This window comes from Leisingera sp. ABM4_103 (assembly GCF_056158685.1).
Genome location: NZ_JBSWTU010000005.1, coordinates 1,796,547 through 1,813,063, shown reverse-complemented (window position 1 = coordinate 1,813,063; position 16,517 = coordinate 1,796,547). Strand labels below are relative to the sequence as shown.

The window sequence follows — 16,517 nt, the reverse complement described above, 5'->3', positions numbered from 1 at the left end:
CAGAGAACGAATTTTGATTGCCGGCCCGTGCGGATGTATCTGACAGCCATGACCCTCGTATTGGCCCAAAAGATCGAACTGCAAGACCGCGCCCGCCTGCGCGAGCGGTTCTTTGGCGCCGCCCGCACGGTCCTGGCGCGCCTATAAGGTGCCTGCCCAGCCCAAAGCCAGCATACCCAATACATCACGGGAGAGGACCCATGTCCCCCAAGACACTCTATGACAAGATCTGGGATGCGCATGTTGCGCATGAAGCAGAGGACGGCACCTGCCTGCTCTATATCGACCGCCACCTGGTCCACGAAGTGACCAGCCCGCAGGCGTTTGAAGGCCTGCGCATGGCCGGCCGCAAGGTGCACGCGCCTGAAAAGACCATCGCTGTGCCGGACCACAACGTGCCCACCACGCTGGACCGTGCCAAAGGCATCGAGAACGAGGAAAGCCGCATCCAGGTCGAGGCGCTCGACAAGAACGCCAAGGAATTCGGGGTGCATTACTACCCGGTGGATGACGTCCGCCAGGGCATCGTGCACATCGTCGGCCCGGAACAGGGCTGGACCCTGCCCGGCATGACCGTGGTCTGCGGCGACAGCCACACCGCCACCCACGGTGCCTTCGGCGCGCTGGCGCATGGCATCGGCACCTCCGAGGTGGAGCACGTGCTGGCCACCCAGACGCTGATCCAGAAGAAGTCCAAGAACATGAAGGTGGAGATCACCGGCAAGCTGAAGCCGGGTGTGACCGCCAAGGATATCACTCTGGCCGTGATCGGCGAGACCGGCACCGCCGGCGGCACCGGCTATGTCATCGAATACTGCGGCGAAGCGATCCGCGACCTGTCGATGGAAGGCCGGATGACCGTCTGCAACATGGCAATCGAAGGCGGCGCCCGCGCCGGCCTGATCGCGCCGGACGAGACCACCTTTGAATACGTGAAAGGCCGCCCGCACGCCCCGAAAGGCGCCCAGTGGGAAGCGGCGCTGAACTGGTGGAAGACCCTGTACACCGACGAAGGCGCGCATTTCGACAAGGTGATCACCCTGAAGGGTGAGGACATCCAGCCGGTCGTGACCTGGGGCACCTCGCCCGAGGACGTGCTGCCGATCACCGGCGTTGTGCCGAACCCCGAGGACTTCACCGGCGGCAAGGTCGAGGCGGCACGCCGCTCGATCGAGTACATGGGGCTGACCCCCGGCCAGAAGCTGACCGACATCGAGATCGACACCGTGTTCATCGGCTCCTGCACCAATGGCCGCATCGAAGACCTGCGCGCCGTCGCAGAGGTCGTGAAGGGCAAGAAGATCAAGGACGGCATGCGCGCCATGATCGTTCCCGGCTCCGGCCTGGTGCGGGCGCAGGCCGAGGAAGAAGGCCTGGCAGAGATCTTTGAGTCCGCCGGTTTCGAGTGGCGCCTTGCGGGCTGCTCCATGTGCCTGGCGATGAACCCCGACCAGCTGGCCCCGGGCGAGCGTTGCGCCGCAACCTCCAACCGGAACTTCGAAGGCCGCCAGGGCTATAAGGGCCGCACCCACCTGGTGTCGCCTGCCATGGCTGCCGCCGCTGCCCTGACCGGCAAGCTGACCGACGTGCGCGAGCTGATGTAAGGAGCCAGAAGCATGGAAAAGTTCACAAAGATCCAAGGCGTTGCCGCACCGATGCCGCTGGTTAACATCGACACCGACATGATCATTCCGAAGGTGTTCCTGAAGTCCATTCAGCGCACCGGTTTCGGCAAGAACCTGTTCGACGAGATGCGTTACAACCGCGACGGCACCGAGATCGAGGATTTCGTGCTGAACAAGCCGCAGTACCGCAACGCCGAGATCCTGGTGGCGGGCGACAACTTCGGCTGCGGCTCCAGTCGTGAGCACGCGCCCTGGGCGATTGCCGATTTCGGCATCAAGTGCATCGTGTCGACCTCGTTCGCGGACATCTTCTACAACAACAGCTTCAAGAACGGCATCCTGCCGATCGTGCTGCCGCAGGAGCAGGTTGATATCCTGATGGCCGACGCGGAGAAGGGCGAAAACGCCCGCATGACCGTCGATCTGGAAGCACAGGAGATCACCACCTCGGACGGCGAAGTCATCAAGTTCGACGTTGATCCCTTCAAGAAGCACTGCCTGCTGAACGGGCTGGACGATATCGGCCTGACCCTGGAAAAAGCCGGCTCGATCAAGACCTTCGAGACCAAGGCCGCGCAGGAGCGCCCCTGGGTCTGATCCCGGCTGAATCAGCCGAAGCTTTCCAGAGCCGCCCGCCCGGGCGGCTCTTTCTTTTGCGGCTTCAAGAGAATCGCACTGTGCCTATGCACCGTTTAAGCAGCGCATTATCGGGCGCGGCTGCGTTGTGCGCGCTCTCCCCGCCACCACAGCATCTGGTAGAACGCCCTAAAAACGTGTCTTTTTCGCCCCCACGATGATGCAATACCGCACCACTCTCGCAGTCAATGTGCCCCTTTCCCTGCTGCCGGGCCTTGAGCGGAATACCGCCTGCCGGCAACAGTAAATCAAAAATGAGGCAGAGCACCCCGGGCTGTCCCGGGGGGCTTCAATTCCGGAACCAGGGACAAAAACACCCGGTCCGGTTTGAAGGGATACGGAGACGTGTTAGCACGAATAACAGGCGCGGCTTTCCGCGGCTTACTGGTGGCTATGCTGTTCGCAATGCCGACGCTGATCCTGCCAGCAGCCTCTACCGATTTGCCGGAGGTCGTCCTGTTCATTGCCCTTCTGGGCTCTGCCCTGGCTTTCACCGAGTATTACACCCATTTCCCCAGCTTCATCGAGTTCCGCAATGCACCGCCAATCAACCGTATGCGTTTTGGCGCCTGCGCCGCCTCGCTCGGCGCGCTGAGCCTGCTGGCGGCCCATCCGCTGGCCCCGACCGGGCTGACAGCGCTGGTCCAGCGGCTGGGCTCCTGGCTGGGCGGACAGCTGGATTTTGCCTACTCTCCGGTGCAGCTGACGGTGCTGATGATGCCGCCGCAGGTGCCGGAGGCCACGGTGCTGATGGTGCGCGATGCCGCCGGGCTGGCCGGCACGGTCGCAGCCTTGGCAATCGCCGTTTTTGCGCTGGTGATCCGGGTGGGCCATTGGCCGGTCGGCAGCGGCGCATTCAACGTCTGGATCAACCTGCCCCTGTTCGATCCGACAGCCGGCGGCGATGTGGTGCAGCGGCTGCAGCGGGACGGGCGGATCAATATCGTCGGCGGCGTGCTGCTGCCCTTTGCCCTTCCTGCCATGGTCAAGATGATGTCGGGCCTGGTGGATCCGGGAATGCTGGCGGCACCGCATATGCTGATCTGGGTGATCAGCGCGTGGGCGCTGGTGCCGGCCTCGATGATCATGCGCGGCATGGCGATGCTGCGCATTTCCGGCCTGATTGCACAAAAGCGCCGCGCCGCCTGCAGCAACGCAGATGAGGCGATGCAGACCGCATGAGGCGGCTGGCGGCGGGTCTTCTTCTGATCCTTGCCGCCGGGACGGGCCGGGCAGAAACGCTCCGCATCGCTACTTTCAACACTGAGCTGTCGCGCGACGGGCCGGGATTGCTGCTGCGCGATATAGAGCGCGGTAAAGACCCTCAGGTTGCCGCCGTTGCGGCCGTCATAACCGCCGCGCAACCGGATGTTCTGGCGCTGCAGGGAATTGATTGGGATTACGAAGGCCGGGCGCTCGCGGCCTTGGCCGGACAGCTGGCGGACCAGGGCCTGAGCTACCCGCACCGCGTCCACTTGCAGCCCAACGCAGGACTGCCGCCCCCTGCCCCGCTGGATCTGGATGGCGATAGCAGGACCGGCGGGCCGCGCGACAACCAGGGCTATGGCCGGTTCCGCGGCCAGGGCGGGATTGCGCTGCTGTCGCGGCTGCCCGTTGGCCGCCAAGGGGTCCGCGATTTCTCAGCCCTGCTGTGGCGCGACCTGCCGGAACCGCTGCTGCCGCAGCACCCGGACGGACGGCCCTTCCCCTCAGCTGAGGCGCAAGCGGTTCAGCGCCTGTCTTCAACAGCGCATTGGCTGGTTCCGGTGCAGCTGCCGGATGGACGCTGGCTGAACGTGATGACTTTTCATGCCACCCCGCCAGTCTTTGATGGGCCGGAAGACCGCAACGGGCGGCGCAACCACGACGAAATCCGCCTGTGGCAGCTGCTGCTGGACGGTCAGCTTGGGCCGGTGCCCGAAGCCCCCTTTGTCATTGCCGGCGACGCAAATCTCGACCCTGAGCAAGGCGAGGGCCGCAAACAGGCGATCCGCAGCCTTCTGGCAGACCCGCGCCTGCAGGATCCGCAGCCGCAAAGCACCAGGGGCGGAACCGCCACGGTGGATTGGCAGGGCGTCGGACAGATGCGGGTCGATTATGTGCTGCCCTCGGCCGGGCTGGCTGTCACCGGCAGCGGCGTTGCCTGGCCGGACAGCCCGGAGGATGCGTCAGCCGTCGCCAGCCGCCACCGCCTGGTGTGGGTGGATTTGTTGCTGGACTGACCCGGCCGACCTTCCCTTCATTGCGCGGCCAAATCCTCATCAGACCCCTTTATTTCCAAGGGCCGTTATTGACCCTGCCCGGCTGTCCCGCTACGCCCATGCCAGCTGTTTTTTTGGAGGATCCCCATGCCCAACCCATCGATTCTGATTCTGCCCGGCGACGGGATCGGCCCCGAAGTCATGACCGAGGTGCGCAAGATCATCACCTGGTTCGGCGACAAGCGCGGCCTGCAGTTCGATGTGAGCGAGGATCTGGTCGGCGGTGCGGCCTATGACAAGCACGGCAAACCGCTGGCGGATGAAACCATGGCCAAGGCGCAGGACGTCGACGCGGTGCTGCTCGGCGCTGTTGGCGGCCCGGCCTATGACGACCTGGACTTCTCCGTGAAGCCCGAGCGCGGCCTGCTGCGCCTGCGCAAGGAGATGGACCTCTATTCCAACCTGCGCCCGGCACAGTGCTTTGACGCGCTGGCGGATTTCTCCTCGCTGAAGAAGGACATCGTCGCCGGTCTCGACATCATGATCGTGCGCGAGCTGACCTCCGGCGTCTACTTCGGCGAGCCGCGCGGCATCTTCGAAGAGGGCAACGAGCGCGTTGGCATCAACACCCAGCGCTACACCGAGAGTGAGATCGAGCGCGCCGCCCGTTCCGCGTTCGAGCTGGCAATGCGCCGCAACAAAAAGGTCTGCTCGATGGAGAAGGCCAACGTGATGGAATCCGGCATCCTGTGGCGCGAGGTGGTGACCCGCGTTGCCGCCGATTACCCCGAGGTCGAGCTCAGCCACATGTACGCCGACAACGGCGCGATGCAGCTGGTGCGCGCGCCCAAGCAGTTCGACGTCATTCTGACCGACAACCTGTTCGGCGACATCCTGTCCGACTGTGCGGCGATGCTGACCGGCAGCTTGGGCATGCTGCCCTCCGCATCGCTCGGCGCGCCGATGGAAAACGGCCGCCCCAAGGCGCTCTATGAGCCCGTGCACGGCTCTGCACCGGACATCGCGGGCCAGGGCAAGGCCAACCCGATCGCCTGCATCCTGAGCTTTGCCATGGCGCTGCGCTACAGCTTTGATCAGGGCGCCGAAGCCGACCGGCTGGAAGCCGCAGTCGAGAAGGTGCTGGCCGACGGCGTGCGCACTGCCGACCTGCTGGCCAGCGAAGGTGTGGAGCCGGTTTCCACCAGCCAGATGGGCGACGCTGTTGTTGCCGCGCTGGACGCAAGCCTCTGATTTTCTGAGCATTCTCCGGAACCCTTAAAGCCCCGCCCGGTTGTCCGCGCGGGGCTTTTTCATGGCCGCCTGCACCTCGCCGCGAGCCGCTAAAAAGAATTCTCAAAAACCGCATCTTTCTGTGGAATCGCCCTTGTCAAACCCCGCGCCCTGGGCTATTTCGCCCCCCACGGTCGGAGTGTAGCTCAGCCTGGTAGAGCACTGTCTTCGGGAGGCAGGGGTCGGAGGTTCGAATCCTCTCACTCCGACCAATAAAACAAGGCGCCTCAGGGCGTCTTTTTTATTGGCCGGGACCGTACTTTTTGGGCAGACGTCTAACCGGCTTGGCGAACAAGCGACGCTCAGGCGGCCTTCGTCGCAGTGCGTTTCAGCTGCTTCCAGAGCACATCCAGTGTCTGCTTGGTGCTGCGGGGATCGCGGTAGAGGCGGATTTCCAGATCGGTGGCGAGACGCTCATCCACCACCGCGAACCGTCCCTGCTTGATCTCCTCCCGGCACAGGCTCAGCGGCAGCCAGCCCATGCCGAACCCCTCCTGGATCATCGCCTTGACGCTGTTGGCCAGCGCGTTCTGGTTCACGACAAAGACCTTCTGCGTCGGCAAAAGCTGCGTCAAGGCGAATTCCTGCACCGACCGCAGGGCGGACACCGCGCCATAGGACAGCAGCGGCACCGCGTCCTTGCTGCCCGCCGCAAAACCGAACTCCGGCGCCCCGTCCGGGGTGCTGCGGGAGACCGGCACATAGCGGTCCGTTGACAGTGTCAGGTATTCGAAATTGGCGACCTCCAGCGGGCCGAGGAAATCCATCGACGGATGCCAATAGGTCAGGATCACGTCGCAATAGCCCTGCTGCAGCGCGCTGACGAATTGGTCAGCGGCCCAGGAAGTGGAGTTGAGGTCGGTATCCACCCCGCCTTCGCTCGCCAAGGGCGCAATCAGAGTTTTGTAATGGGTCATGTAGAGCGACTGCGAAGCGGCAAAACGGATCACGTTCTCGCCCGCCGCGTCGATGGTCTGGCAGCGCTCGATGGTTTCCTCGTAAGTGCGCAGCATGATGCGGGACTGGGACAGGAACACCTCCCCCGCCGGCGTCAGGGTCAGCGGCAGTGTCTCGCGGTTGATCAGCCGAACCCCGATCTCATTCTCCAGCGCCCGGATACGGCGGGAGAAAGCGGGCTGGCTGACATTACGCTCTTCGGCCGCGCGCGAGAAATTCTTGCACGCGACCAATGCCTCAAAATCCTTGAGCCAGATAATGTCCAACTAGCGTCCCGTCCTCAGCCGGCGGCCACCGCATCCAGCCTGTCTTCCTCGACGGCGTGGCAAGCAACTACGCTGCCATCGGGCTGGTGAATGGCTTTGGGCTTTTCACTCTTGCATCGTGCATCCGCAAAGGCGCAGCGGCTTTGGAACGGGCAGCCTGTCGGCAGGTTGATCGGCGTCGGGATCTCGCCCTTGAGGCGGATATGGTTCGGCCGGTCGTCCTTCAGCTGCGGCACCGCGGACAGCAAGGCCCGAGTATAAGGGTGTTTCGGGTTGGAGAACAATGTCGCGGTGTCCGCAACTTCGCAGACCGACCCGAGGTAAAGAACCGCGACGCGGGTGCCGAAATGCTCCACAACACTCAGATCGTGCGTGATGAACAGATAGGTGAGACCGCGGCTTTCCTTGGCCTCCAGCATCAGGTTCAGCACCTGCGCCTGGATCGACACGTCCAGCGCGCTGATCGGCTCGTCCGCGATGATGAACTCCGGATCGACGGTCAGGGCGCGGGCAATGGCGATCCGCTGGCGCTGGCCGCCGGAGAATTCATGCGGGTAGCGCTTGGCCCAGCTGGGGTCGACACCCACCGACAGCATCACCTCGGTCACCTTGTCCCGCACCTCCGCCGCCGAGGCACCGGGGTTGTGGTGGCGCACGGGTTCTTCCAGCGCCTGCCGGATGGTCATGCGCGGGTTGAGCGAGGCATAGGGGTTCTGGAAGATCATCTGGATCTTCTTGCGCAAGGGCTGCATACCGCCGCGCGACAGATCGTCGATACGCTGCCCGTCATAGTGAATCTCCCCAGAAGTGGGGGTCAGCAGGCCCGCAACCAGGCGCGCGACGGTGGACTTGCCGCAGCCCGACTCGCCCACCACGCACAGCGCTTCGCCGCGGCCCACCTCCAGCGAGATGTTGTTCACCGCGTGGACCGAGCGGGTCTCCCGCACGATCTTGCCCTTCTTGAACTTCAGCGTCTCCAGGAAGCCATGATCGAGATCGAACCGCTTTTCCAGGTTCTTGATCTCCAGCAGCGGGCGGTCAGTGTTTACGTCCTTCATGCCCGTGCCTCCTGACGGTCTTCATCGCTGTGCAGGCGCTGCACTTCGTGGCAGGCCACCGCAACCTCGCCGTATTGCACGACTTCCGGAACCCGGCTGCGGCACAGGTCGGTGGCATATTTGCAGCGCGGATTGAAGGCGCAGCCCTGGGGGATGCTGGCCAGTCCCGGCATGTTGCCGGGGATCTGCTTCAACCGCTGGCCTGGCACCGTCTGCTGCGGCAGCGCGTTGATCAGACCTTGGGTATAGGGGTGCTGCGGATCATTGATGATTTCCCGGGTGCGCCCTGCTTCGATGATGCGGCCCGCATACATCACAAGCGTGCGCTCGGTCATCTGGCTGACCACGCCCAGATCGTGGGTGATCAGGATCAGCCCAACCTGATTGGACTGGCACAGCTCCAGCATCAGCTCCATGATGTCGGCCTGAATGGTCACGTCCAGCGCCGTCGTGGGTTCATCCGCGATGATCAGCTGCGGATCCAGCAGCAGTGCAATCGCGATGATGATCCGCTGCCGCATACCGCCCGACAGCTCGTGCGGGTATTGCTCCAGCCGCTCTTCCGGCGACGGGATATAGACCTCGCGCAGCTTGACGATGGCGATCTGGCGCGCTTCCTCGCGGCTCAGCTTGCGGTGCGCCATCAGCGTCTCGATCATCTGCTGGCCGATGGTCAGCACCGGATTTAGCGTCACCATCGGATCCTGAAAGATCATCGCCATCCGGTTGCCGCGCAGGTTGCGCAGGCGCTTGTCGTTCATTTGAACGACATCCTCGCCGTCAAACAGGATCTGGCCGCTGTCGATGTAGCCAGGGCGGCTCAGCAGGTTCATCAGCGAAAAGCCGGTGATCGACTTGCCGGCGCCGCTTTCGCCGACGATGCCCAGACGCTCGCCCTTGGCGAGGTCGAAAGAAATGCCGTCGAGGGCGGTGACCGTCTGGTCGCGCATGGCGAATTTGACGGTGAGGTCGCGAACGGAAAGAAGGCTCATCGCGTTACCCCTTGTAGAGTTTCGGGTTCAGGACGTCGCGCATCCAGTCGCCCAGCAGGTTGATGACAAGGACCAGCACCACCAGCACCACGCCCGGAATGGCGGTGATCCACCAGCTGCCGGAAAAGATGTAGTCGAAGCCGGAAGAGATCAGCGAGCCCAGCGACGGCTGGCTCGGCGGCATGCCCAGCCCCAGGAAGCTGAGCGAGGCCTCCGAGATGATCGCATTGGCGACCTGCACGGTGGAGATCACGAAGATCGGCGACAGCGAGTTCGGCAGGATGTGCCGCACCATGATCCGCATCGGGCCAAAGCCCAGAACGCGGGCGCTGTCGACATATTCCTTCTTCTTCTCGGCCAGCACGGTGGCGCGCACGGTGCGGGCGTATTGCGGCCATTCCGCCACCCCGATCACCGCAATCAGAAAGACAACGGCATACCGGTTAAAGGTGTCAGAGCCGAACATCGCCTGCGTGACCGCCAGAAAGATGATCGCCACCATCAGGGTCGAGAACGACAGCTGGATATCGGCCAGCCGCATCAGCAGGCTGTCCAGACGGCCGCCGACATAGCCGGCCAGCAGCCCGATCGAGATGCCCAGGAACGCCTGCAGCGCCACGGCACAGATGCCGATCAGCAGCGACAGGCGGGTGCCGTACAGGATGGTGGACCACAGGTCGCGGCCCTGGTCGTCGGTGCCCAGCATGAATTCCGGCAGCGCGCCGTCGATCCAGACCGGCGGGTATTCCGAGTTCATGATATCAATGGACCCCGGGTCATAGGGATCATAGGGCGCGATCACCGGCGCCAGGAAAGACGCAGCCGCAATCAGCAGGAAGACGATCATGCTGACCACCGCCACCGGATTGCGGCGGAAGCTGTAGCCCATGTTGGAGTTCCAGGCCTTGGACCAGCGCGAAGGTTCGGATTTAGGATTTAGCGTTTCGGTGCTCATGCGCCCATCCTCGCAATATTCACGGTCGGGTTCACCAGGCCGTAGATCAGGTCCACGATGGTGTTGGTGACCACAAAGATGAAGCCGACGACGATCAGGTAGGCCACGATCAACGGGGTATCGACGCGGTTCACCGCCTCAAGGAACATGAAGCCCATGCCCGGCCACTGGAACACCGTCTCGGTCAGGATGGTATAGGCCACCATGGTGCCGATCTGCACGCCGCCCACTGTGATCACCGGCAGCAGAGTGTTCTTAAGCGCGTGGACAAAGTAGATGCGCCACGGGTTGATGCCCTTGGCCTTGGCGTATTTCACGTATTCCGACTGCAGCACTTCCATCATCTCGGCCCGGATCAGGCGGACAAACAGCGGCAGCATGATCGACGCCAGCGCAAAGGAGGGCAGAATGATGTGCATCCAGCCGTCGGCGGTGGCAAAGTTGGTCTCCCAGTAGCCCCAGACATGCACGGTGTCGCCGCGCCCGTAGGAGGGGAACCAGCCGTATTCCACCGAGAACACAAAGATCATCAGGATGGCGGTCAGGAACACCGGGATCGAGATTCCGACAATCGACAGGCCCATAATGATGCGGCTCAGGATACTGTCGGGCTTGATCGCGGTATAGACGCCCAGCGGTACCGAAAAGCCGACGATGATCAGCGTCGCGCCGAACACCAGCTCCAGCGTCGCGGGCAGTTTCTTCAGGATCACGTCCAGCGCCGGCTCCTTGAAGAAATAGGAGGTGCCCAGGTCGCCCTGCAGGGCATTGCCCGCAAACCGCAGGTACTGGGTCACGAAGCTGTCGTTCAGCCCCAGCTCATCGCGCAGCTGCTGGCGCACTTCTTCTGAGACCGACTGGCCGACCAGCTCGCGCAGCGGGTCGCCCAGGTTGCCCTGGATGGCAAAAGCAATCAGCGAGATGACGAACATCACCGCAATCGCCTGAATCACTCGCTTTGCGAGATAGGCAAACATCTTCCTGACCTTTGTAGAGTTCGGTTACAGCACAGGACGCAGGTCCCAAGGGTTCCGCAGCGCCTGCAATCGCGGCCTTGGCAGCCGCTTGTTATGGGGGTGTCCCGGGCCGGCCGGGGGAGACCGGCCCGGGTCTGTTCAGTGGCTTAGCTGCCGGTTTCGACAACCAGGTCACCGAAGTAGGGGAAGTTCAGCGCGTTCACGATCTCTGCCGCGTTCATGCCGGACTTGGCGCCCCATGCCAGGTTCTGCCAGTGCAGCGGAATGAACGCCGCTTCTTCGTACAGGATGCCTTCCAGCTTCTGCAGCAGCTCCGCACGCTTGTCCGGATCGGTTTCCGCGTTGGCCTGGTTCATCAGCTTGTCGGCTTCTTCGTTGCAGTAGTTGCCGGAGTTGTACTGGCCGTTGCCGGTTGCTTCATCCGGGCAGGCGGTCAGGAACTGATGGAAGTTGGCGGAGTCTTCGGTGTCCGCGTGCCAGCCGATCATCATCATGTCCGCTGCGCGCTCGTCGAACGCCGGCCAGTACTGCGCCTTGGGCATGGTCTGCAGGTCAACCTTGATGTTGATCTTGGACAGCATCGAAGCCACCGCCTGGGCGATCTTGTCGTCGTTCACATAGCGGTTGTTCGGCGCCATCATGGTGATCGAGAAACCATCGGCATAGCCTGCTTCAGCCATCAGCGCCTTGGCTTTTTCCACGTCGAAACGCGGTGCCAGCGCCTCGTCATAGCCGAGGTAGCCTGCCGGGCTGGCCTGTGCGCCAACGGTGCCGAAGCCGCGCATGATGCGGTCAACGATGCCTGCGTTGTTCACGGCATAGTCGATCGCCTGGCGGACGCGGGCGTCCTTGAACGCTTCGACGCGGTTCTGGTTCATCTGGAAGGTAATGATCCGGGTGCCGGGCATGGTGATCAGGTCAACGCCCTCAGCCTCTTCCACGCGCTTCAGATCGGTCGGCGGAACCGGCGCGATGAAATCCACGTCGCCGGACAGCAGCGCCGCGACGCGGGTCGGGTCTTCCTTGATCGGGGTCAGCACGATCTTGTCGACGTTGCCGCCGCTTTCGCTGTCCCAGTAATCAGCATAGCGGTCGAACACGACGCGCACGCCCTGCTCACGCTCGGAGACGATGAACGGGCCGGTGCCGGAGACATTGCGGGAGGCAAAGCTGTCGCCGTGCTTGACCACTTCGGCCTTGTCTTTGCCGTCAGCTGTGGTGCCGGAATAGAAGGCGCTGTCCATCGGGAAGATGTAGGTCGCGGTGTGCAGAACCAGCGGATAGGGCTCCGAGGTCTTGAGGTCGAAGGTCATGTCGTCAACGACTTCGACATCGGTGAAGGGAGCAAAGATGCCCTTGAAATCGTCACTCTGCTTCAAACGGTCGAAGGTCCAGTCGACGTCCTTGGCGGTCAGCGGGTTGCCGCTGTGGAAGGTCACGCCGCTGCGCAGCTTGAAGCGCATGGTGGTGCCGTCGATCTGCTCCCAGCTTTCGGCCAGGCGCGGCTCGAACTGCAGGTCCTGGGTCCAGCGCACCAGCGGATCAAAGACCATGTGCGACAGCTGCAGCGTGCCGCCGGACAGCTGCTCGTGCGGGTCCAGCGAGACCGGGTCAGCGTCATAGGCTACGCGCACGGTGGTTTCGGCATAGGCAACCGGTGCCATCGCCACCACCGCAGCAGCCGCCAGGCTTCTGACAAATTTCGTCATTAGGCATACTCCCCTGTGATTATGGCGCAAACGCTAACCTGCGGCGCGGGCGCTGTGAAATGCCGATATCGCATAGGGTATGCAGGAGTCACATCAGGGCTATGCGCTCAGGGAATAGCCGCACCTTTGCAACGGCTTACCTGCGGCGTGCCAGCCGGCGGACAGCGCAGCTTCCGCGGCGCGCCGCCATTGGCACAAGTCTTTGACGCGGGCAAAACCGCCGCAGACCGGGGTCGGCAGGCCATCACCAGACCTGCCGTTCTGAGCATCAAGTTTAGCCGCAGCCTGCCGGGAACGCGGCGCAAAGCGCGGCCGCCTTGGTCTTGCAGCGCCCCACGGCGGCCTGTGCATCCCCGGCCGCTTCCGCGTCCACCAGGTCCGCGATCATGTGCCCCAGCGCCTCGAACTCGGCTTCCTTCATGCCGCGCGTGGTGGCAGCCCCGGAGCCCAGCCGCAGGCCAACCCATTCCGGCGGCCGCGGGCTGTCGTTCGGGATGGCGTTCTTATTGGCGGTGATGCCGGCCTGCTCCAGAACCGCCTCCGCCCGCTTACCGGTGATCCCCTTGGGGCTGAGGTCCACCAGAACCAGATGGGTATCGGTCCCGCCAGAGACGATCCGCAGCCCGCGTGTTTGCAGCACCGCCGCCAGCGTGGCTGCGTTCGCCTTCACCTGCCGTGCGTAGGCTTTGAACTCATCCGTCAGTGCCTCGCCCAGGCACACCGCCTTGGCCGCCAGCACTTGGCTGTGGATCGAGCCCTGGACGCCCGGAAACACCGTAGATTGCAGCTTGTGGAACCAATCCTGGTTGTTGGTCAGGATCAGCCCGCCGCGCGGGCCGCGCAAGGTCTTGGTCGTGGTGCAGGTCACGATGTCCGCATGGGGAAAGGGCGACGGGTGCCCGCCCGCGGCCACCAGCCCCGCGATATGCGCCATATCGACGTGTAGCCATGCACCGGCCTTCTTGGCGATTGTCCCCATGCGCTCGAAATCAATCACCCGCGGGTAGGCCGAACCGCCGGCGATGATCAGCCGAGGGCGGAGCTGTTCGGCCTGTTTCTCAAGCGCGTCATAGTCGATGACCTCGCTCTCCGCATCGACGCCATAGTGATGCGGCTCGAACCAGCGTCCCGACAGGTTCGCCTTCAGCCCGTGGCTCAGATGGCCGCCTGCAGCGAGATCCAGCGACAGCACCTTGTCACCGGGTTTGAGCAGCAGGAAGAACACCGCCAGATTGGCCTGGCTGCCGGAATGCGGCTGCACATTAGCGTAGCCGCAATTGAACAGTTGTTTGGCACGCTCGATGGCGGCCTCTTCCACCACATCGACAAAACGCCCGCCGCCGTGAAAGCGGTTGCCGGGGTAGCCTTCCAGCGTCTTGTTTGTCATTTCGTGGCCCAGCGCGTCCAGCACTGCCCGGCTGACGATGTTTTCCGACGCGATCAGCTCGATCTGGTCCTGCTGGCGCGCTTTCTCGCCAGCCAGCGCTTCGGCCACCAGCGGGTCCGCAGCGGTGACGGTTCGGGTGAAATGCTGCAGCATCGTGGCTCCTCCGCATCTGCTGTTCAACTGGCTTCACAATGCGGGGCCGACCCTGTTCACAGCAAATCAGTATTGCTATTATTTTCGCGTAGAAAAACTAAGGCTCAAACGCATGGCCATTGCCCCGCTCCGCCCCAAGGGCCCGCATCTGAACGCGCTGCGCGCGTTTGAGGCCGCCGCCCGGCTGGGCAGCTTCACCGCGGCCGCTGAGGAATTGTCGGTGACACCGGGCGCAGTCACCCAGCACATCAAGTCTTTGGAGGAATGGGCCGGGGCGCCGCTGTTCCGCCGCCATGCCCGCGGCGTGGCGCTGACACCGCTGGCGGAGGAGCTGGCGCCCGGCTTCACGCGGGCGTTCGACCAGCTCGGGCTGGCGGTGCAGGCGCTGCGGACCAAAGCAGCGCCGGGCAAGGTCAAGGTTGCCGCCCTGCCCTCCATCGCCCAGCTCTGGCTGCCGCCGCGGCTGCGGCAGCTGCGCAAGTCAGCGCCTGAAATCTCGGTTTCTGTGGTGGCGATGGAAGCCCCGCCGAACCTGGCGCGCGAACCTTTTGATCTGACCCTGTTCTACAGCTCAGCACCGTTGGGCGATGACGAAAGCGAAGTCTGCAAAGACCGGATCTTTCCGGTCTGCGCGCCGGAGATTGCCGCCCGGCTCACGTCGCTTTCGGACTTGAACCATGAGACGCTTCTGCATGACGGCGCCTGGGCCAACGACTGGAATATGTGGCTGAATGCCCAGCCCGGCGGCGGCTCAATCAGCCGGACCGGTGTTGTGCATTCCCTGTTCTCGGTCGCCCTCGAAGAAGCCCGCCACGGCGGCGGCGTTCTGATCGCCCACGAGGCGCTGGTGCAGCCGCTGCTTGCCAGTGGCGAACTGGCGCGCCCGTTTCCTGCAACCCTTGAACTGGAGGCTAGGATCGCCGCCCGGTTCACACCGGCGTTCACCCGCTCGCCAGCGTATGAACCGCTGCGCGAGGTCCTGTTCGAAGGCTCCGGCGGCTCCTGAATGCCTCTTTCTGCAATTCCGGCCTGTTCCCGTTCAGGAACCAGTGAAAATACGGCTCAATCGGAAAACGCCCAAGCTGCCGTGGCGCGGTCCGGACCGCCGCCTCCAGACGCCAGCGATCATCACCGCTGCCGCCACCAGCGCAGCGGCGAAGATAGCCAGCGCAGGCAAAAGCCCCAGCATGTCCGCCAAGGCTCCGCTGGCGATGACCGGCAGCGAGAACCCGCAATAGGCGTAGACGAAAAGGCCCGCCGTGGCGCGGGCGCGGTCCTCCGGCGCGCGCGCCGGCACCTCTGCCAGGGACGCCAGGTAGGTGAACCCGTAGCTTGCCGCGCTCGTGATGCAGGTTCCGGCCAGCACAAGGATAAGCGCCTGAAGCCACACCCCCGCCAGCAGCACCAGGAACCCAAGCGGCACCAGGAGAAATCCGGCGCCAAGCGCCTGGCTGTTGGTCATGCGCCGGGCAATGGGCTGGCACAGGAAACCCGCGAAAATCGCCAGGAAGATCACCAGCCCGGTCCAGCCTCCCAGCCCATGCGCCGCCAGTTGCAGCGGCACCACTGCAATGGTCATGCCGGTCGCGGACCACGCCAGCGCCATTGCGGCCCCATAGACCCAGGTGCCGGACGGAAACACCGGCAAGCGCAGCACAGTGACCGCTTGCTTCCGGTCCGCTTGCGGCAGCGCGACAATCAGCGCGGCCAGGACCGGCGCGGCGGCCAGCAGGAGAACATAGCTGACCGGGACAAGCACCGCCCCTTGAACCGCCAGGCTGACACCGGTGGCAAGCGCGCCGCCGCCAAAGCCCAGTGACGTGGCCGAGGTTACTATCAGAGCCGCAGTCCGGGCCCGGTCTGTGCCAAGGATCTCTGTCATCCAGGCGGTCCCGGCGGTCGTCGCCAGGGCGGTCCCTGCGCCCAGCAGGAACCGTGCGGCAATCAGGCTGCTCCAGCCCGGGGCCACGACCAGCAGCGCAGTGGCCGTAAATCCGAAAAGCAGCGCCAGCGCCACGGGAACACGGCGCCCGATCCGGTCCGACAGCCCGCCGAGCAGCAGCAAGGCCGGCATCAGCCCTGCAACGTAAGCCGCAAACGCAACCGTCACCGCCGTCGCTCCGAACGCACTGCCGGCCGCGTAGACCTCATACAGCGGGGCCTGAAGGTTGACGGCAAAGGTCACCGTGAACAGGCACAGGGCCAGTAAGGGCGCGGAGAGGACACGGGGCATGGAACAAACCTCAAGGTTGACTTGAGACCGGGATGCCACGAGGCTCAACCCATGACAATTTTTCTATTGTACTAATGA

Annotated in this window: 15 protein-coding genes and 1 tRNA gene; 8 read left to right on the top strand and 8 right to left on the bottom strand. The window is 63.7% G+C overall.

The window, feature by feature from the left end:
- Positions 1 to 48: 48 nt before the first annotated feature.
- From ACXAED_RS10440 to ACXAED_RS10410, 7 genes are all read left to right on the top strand, one after another.
- Positions 49 to 147 (top strand): isopropylmalate isomerase, encoded by a 99-nt coding sequence (locus tag ACXAED_RS10440; RefSeq protein WP_226429013.1) that lies wholly within the window; start codon positions 49 to 51, stop codon positions 145 to 147.
- A gap of 53 nt (positions 148 to 200) precedes the next feature.
- Positions 201 to 1,604, top strand: coding sequence for a 3-isopropylmalate dehydratase large subunit (gene leuC / locus ACXAED_RS10435; protein WP_475049405.1), 1,404 nt, complete (start codon positions 201 to 203; stop codon positions 1,602 to 1,604).
- Between the two features lie 12 nt (positions 1,605 to 1,616).
- A complete protein-coding gene (gene leuD / locus ACXAED_RS10430; protein WP_475049403.1) occupies positions 1,617 to 2,222 on the top strand; it encodes a 3-isopropylmalate dehydratase small subunit in 606 nt (201 codons plus the stop codon).
- A gap of 384 nt (positions 2,223 to 2,606) precedes the next feature.
- Positions 2,607 to 3,443 (top strand): hypothetical protein, encoded by an 837-nt coding sequence (locus tag ACXAED_RS10425; protein ID WP_475049402.1) that lies wholly within the window; start codon positions 2,607 to 2,609, stop codon positions 3,441 to 3,443.
- Positions 3,440 to 4,483 (top strand): endonuclease/exonuclease/phosphatase family protein, encoded by a 1,044-nt coding sequence (locus tag ACXAED_RS10420; protein WP_475049400.1) that lies wholly within the window; start codon positions 3,440 to 3,442, stop codon positions 4,481 to 4,483. Before ACXAED_RS10425 ends, ACXAED_RS10420 begins: the two co-directional genes overlap by 4 nt.
- A gap of 126 nt (positions 4,484 to 4,609) precedes the next feature.
- Positions 4,610 to 5,713, top strand: coding sequence for a 3-isopropylmalate dehydrogenase (gene leuB / locus ACXAED_RS10415; protein ID WP_260029386.1), 1,104 nt, complete (start codon positions 4,610 to 4,612; stop codon positions 5,711 to 5,713).
- Between the two features lie 174 nt (positions 5,714 to 5,887).
- Positions 5,888 to 5,964, top strand: a tRNA-Pro gene (locus ACXAED_RS10410).
- 90 nt (positions 5,965 to 6,054) lie between these two features.
- Here ACXAED_RS10410 and ACXAED_RS10405 read toward each other — a convergent pair.
- From ACXAED_RS10405 to ACXAED_RS10375, 7 genes are all read right to left on the bottom strand, one after another.
- Positions 6,055 to 6,975, bottom strand: coding sequence for a LysR family transcriptional regulator (locus tag ACXAED_RS10405; protein WP_475049398.1), 921 nt, complete (start codon positions 6,973 to 6,975; stop codon positions 6,055 to 6,057).
- A 14-nt stretch (positions 6,976 to 6,989) separates the two neighbouring features.
- A complete protein-coding gene (locus tag ACXAED_RS10400) occupies positions 6,990 to 8,033 on the bottom strand; it encodes an ABC transporter ATP-binding protein (RefSeq protein WP_475049396.1) in 1,044 nt (347 codons plus the stop codon).
- A complete protein-coding gene (locus ACXAED_RS10395) occupies positions 8,030 to 9,025 on the bottom strand; it encodes an ABC transporter ATP-binding protein (protein WP_475049395.1) in 996 nt (331 codons plus the stop codon). The genes ACXAED_RS10400 and ACXAED_RS10395 overlap by 4 nt, the downstream gene beginning before the upstream one ends.
- 4 nt (positions 9,026 to 9,029) lie before the next feature.
- Positions 9,030 to 9,980 (bottom strand): ABC transporter permease, encoded by a 951-nt coding sequence (locus tag ACXAED_RS10390; protein WP_475049394.1) that lies wholly within the window; start codon positions 9,978 to 9,980, stop codon positions 9,030 to 9,032.
- Positions 9,977 to 10,957: an ABC transporter permease gene (locus tag ACXAED_RS10385; RefSeq protein ID WP_475049392.1), complete on the bottom strand. Its 981-nt coding sequence runs from the start codon at positions 10,955 to 10,957 to the stop codon at positions 9,977 to 9,979. The genes ACXAED_RS10390 and ACXAED_RS10385 overlap by 4 nt, the downstream gene beginning before the upstream one ends.
- A gap of 146 nt (positions 10,958 to 11,103) precedes the next feature.
- Positions 11,104 to 12,666, bottom strand: a complete 1,563-nt coding sequence (locus ACXAED_RS10380; RefSeq protein WP_475049390.1) for an ABC transporter substrate-binding protein — start codon at positions 12,664 to 12,666, stop codon at positions 11,104 to 11,106.
- A gap of 274 nt (positions 12,667 to 12,940) precedes the next feature.
- Positions 12,941 to 14,206 carry a serine hydroxymethyltransferase gene (locus ACXAED_RS10375; protein ID WP_475049388.1) on the bottom strand — a complete coding sequence of 422 codons (1,266 nt, stop codon included), beginning with the start codon at positions 14,204 to 14,206 and terminating at the stop codon, positions 12,941 to 12,943.
- Between the two features lie 112 nt (positions 14,207 to 14,318).
- On the opposite strand from ACXAED_RS10375, the gene ACXAED_RS10370 reads away from it, so the two are divergent.
- A complete protein-coding gene (locus ACXAED_RS10370) occupies positions 14,319 to 15,212 on the top strand; it encodes a LysR substrate-binding domain-containing protein (RefSeq protein WP_475049387.1) in 894 nt (297 codons plus the stop codon).
- Between the two features lie 33 nt (positions 15,213 to 15,245).
- Here the strand turns inward: ACXAED_RS10370 and ACXAED_RS10365 are convergent, their stop codons facing one another.
- Positions 15,246 to 16,439 carry an MFS transporter gene (locus tag ACXAED_RS10365; RefSeq protein ID WP_475049385.1) on the bottom strand — a complete coding sequence of 398 codons (1,194 nt, stop codon included), beginning with the start codon at positions 16,437 to 16,439 and terminating at the stop codon, positions 15,246 to 15,248.
- Between the last annotated feature and the right edge of the window lie 78 nt (positions 16,440 to 16,517).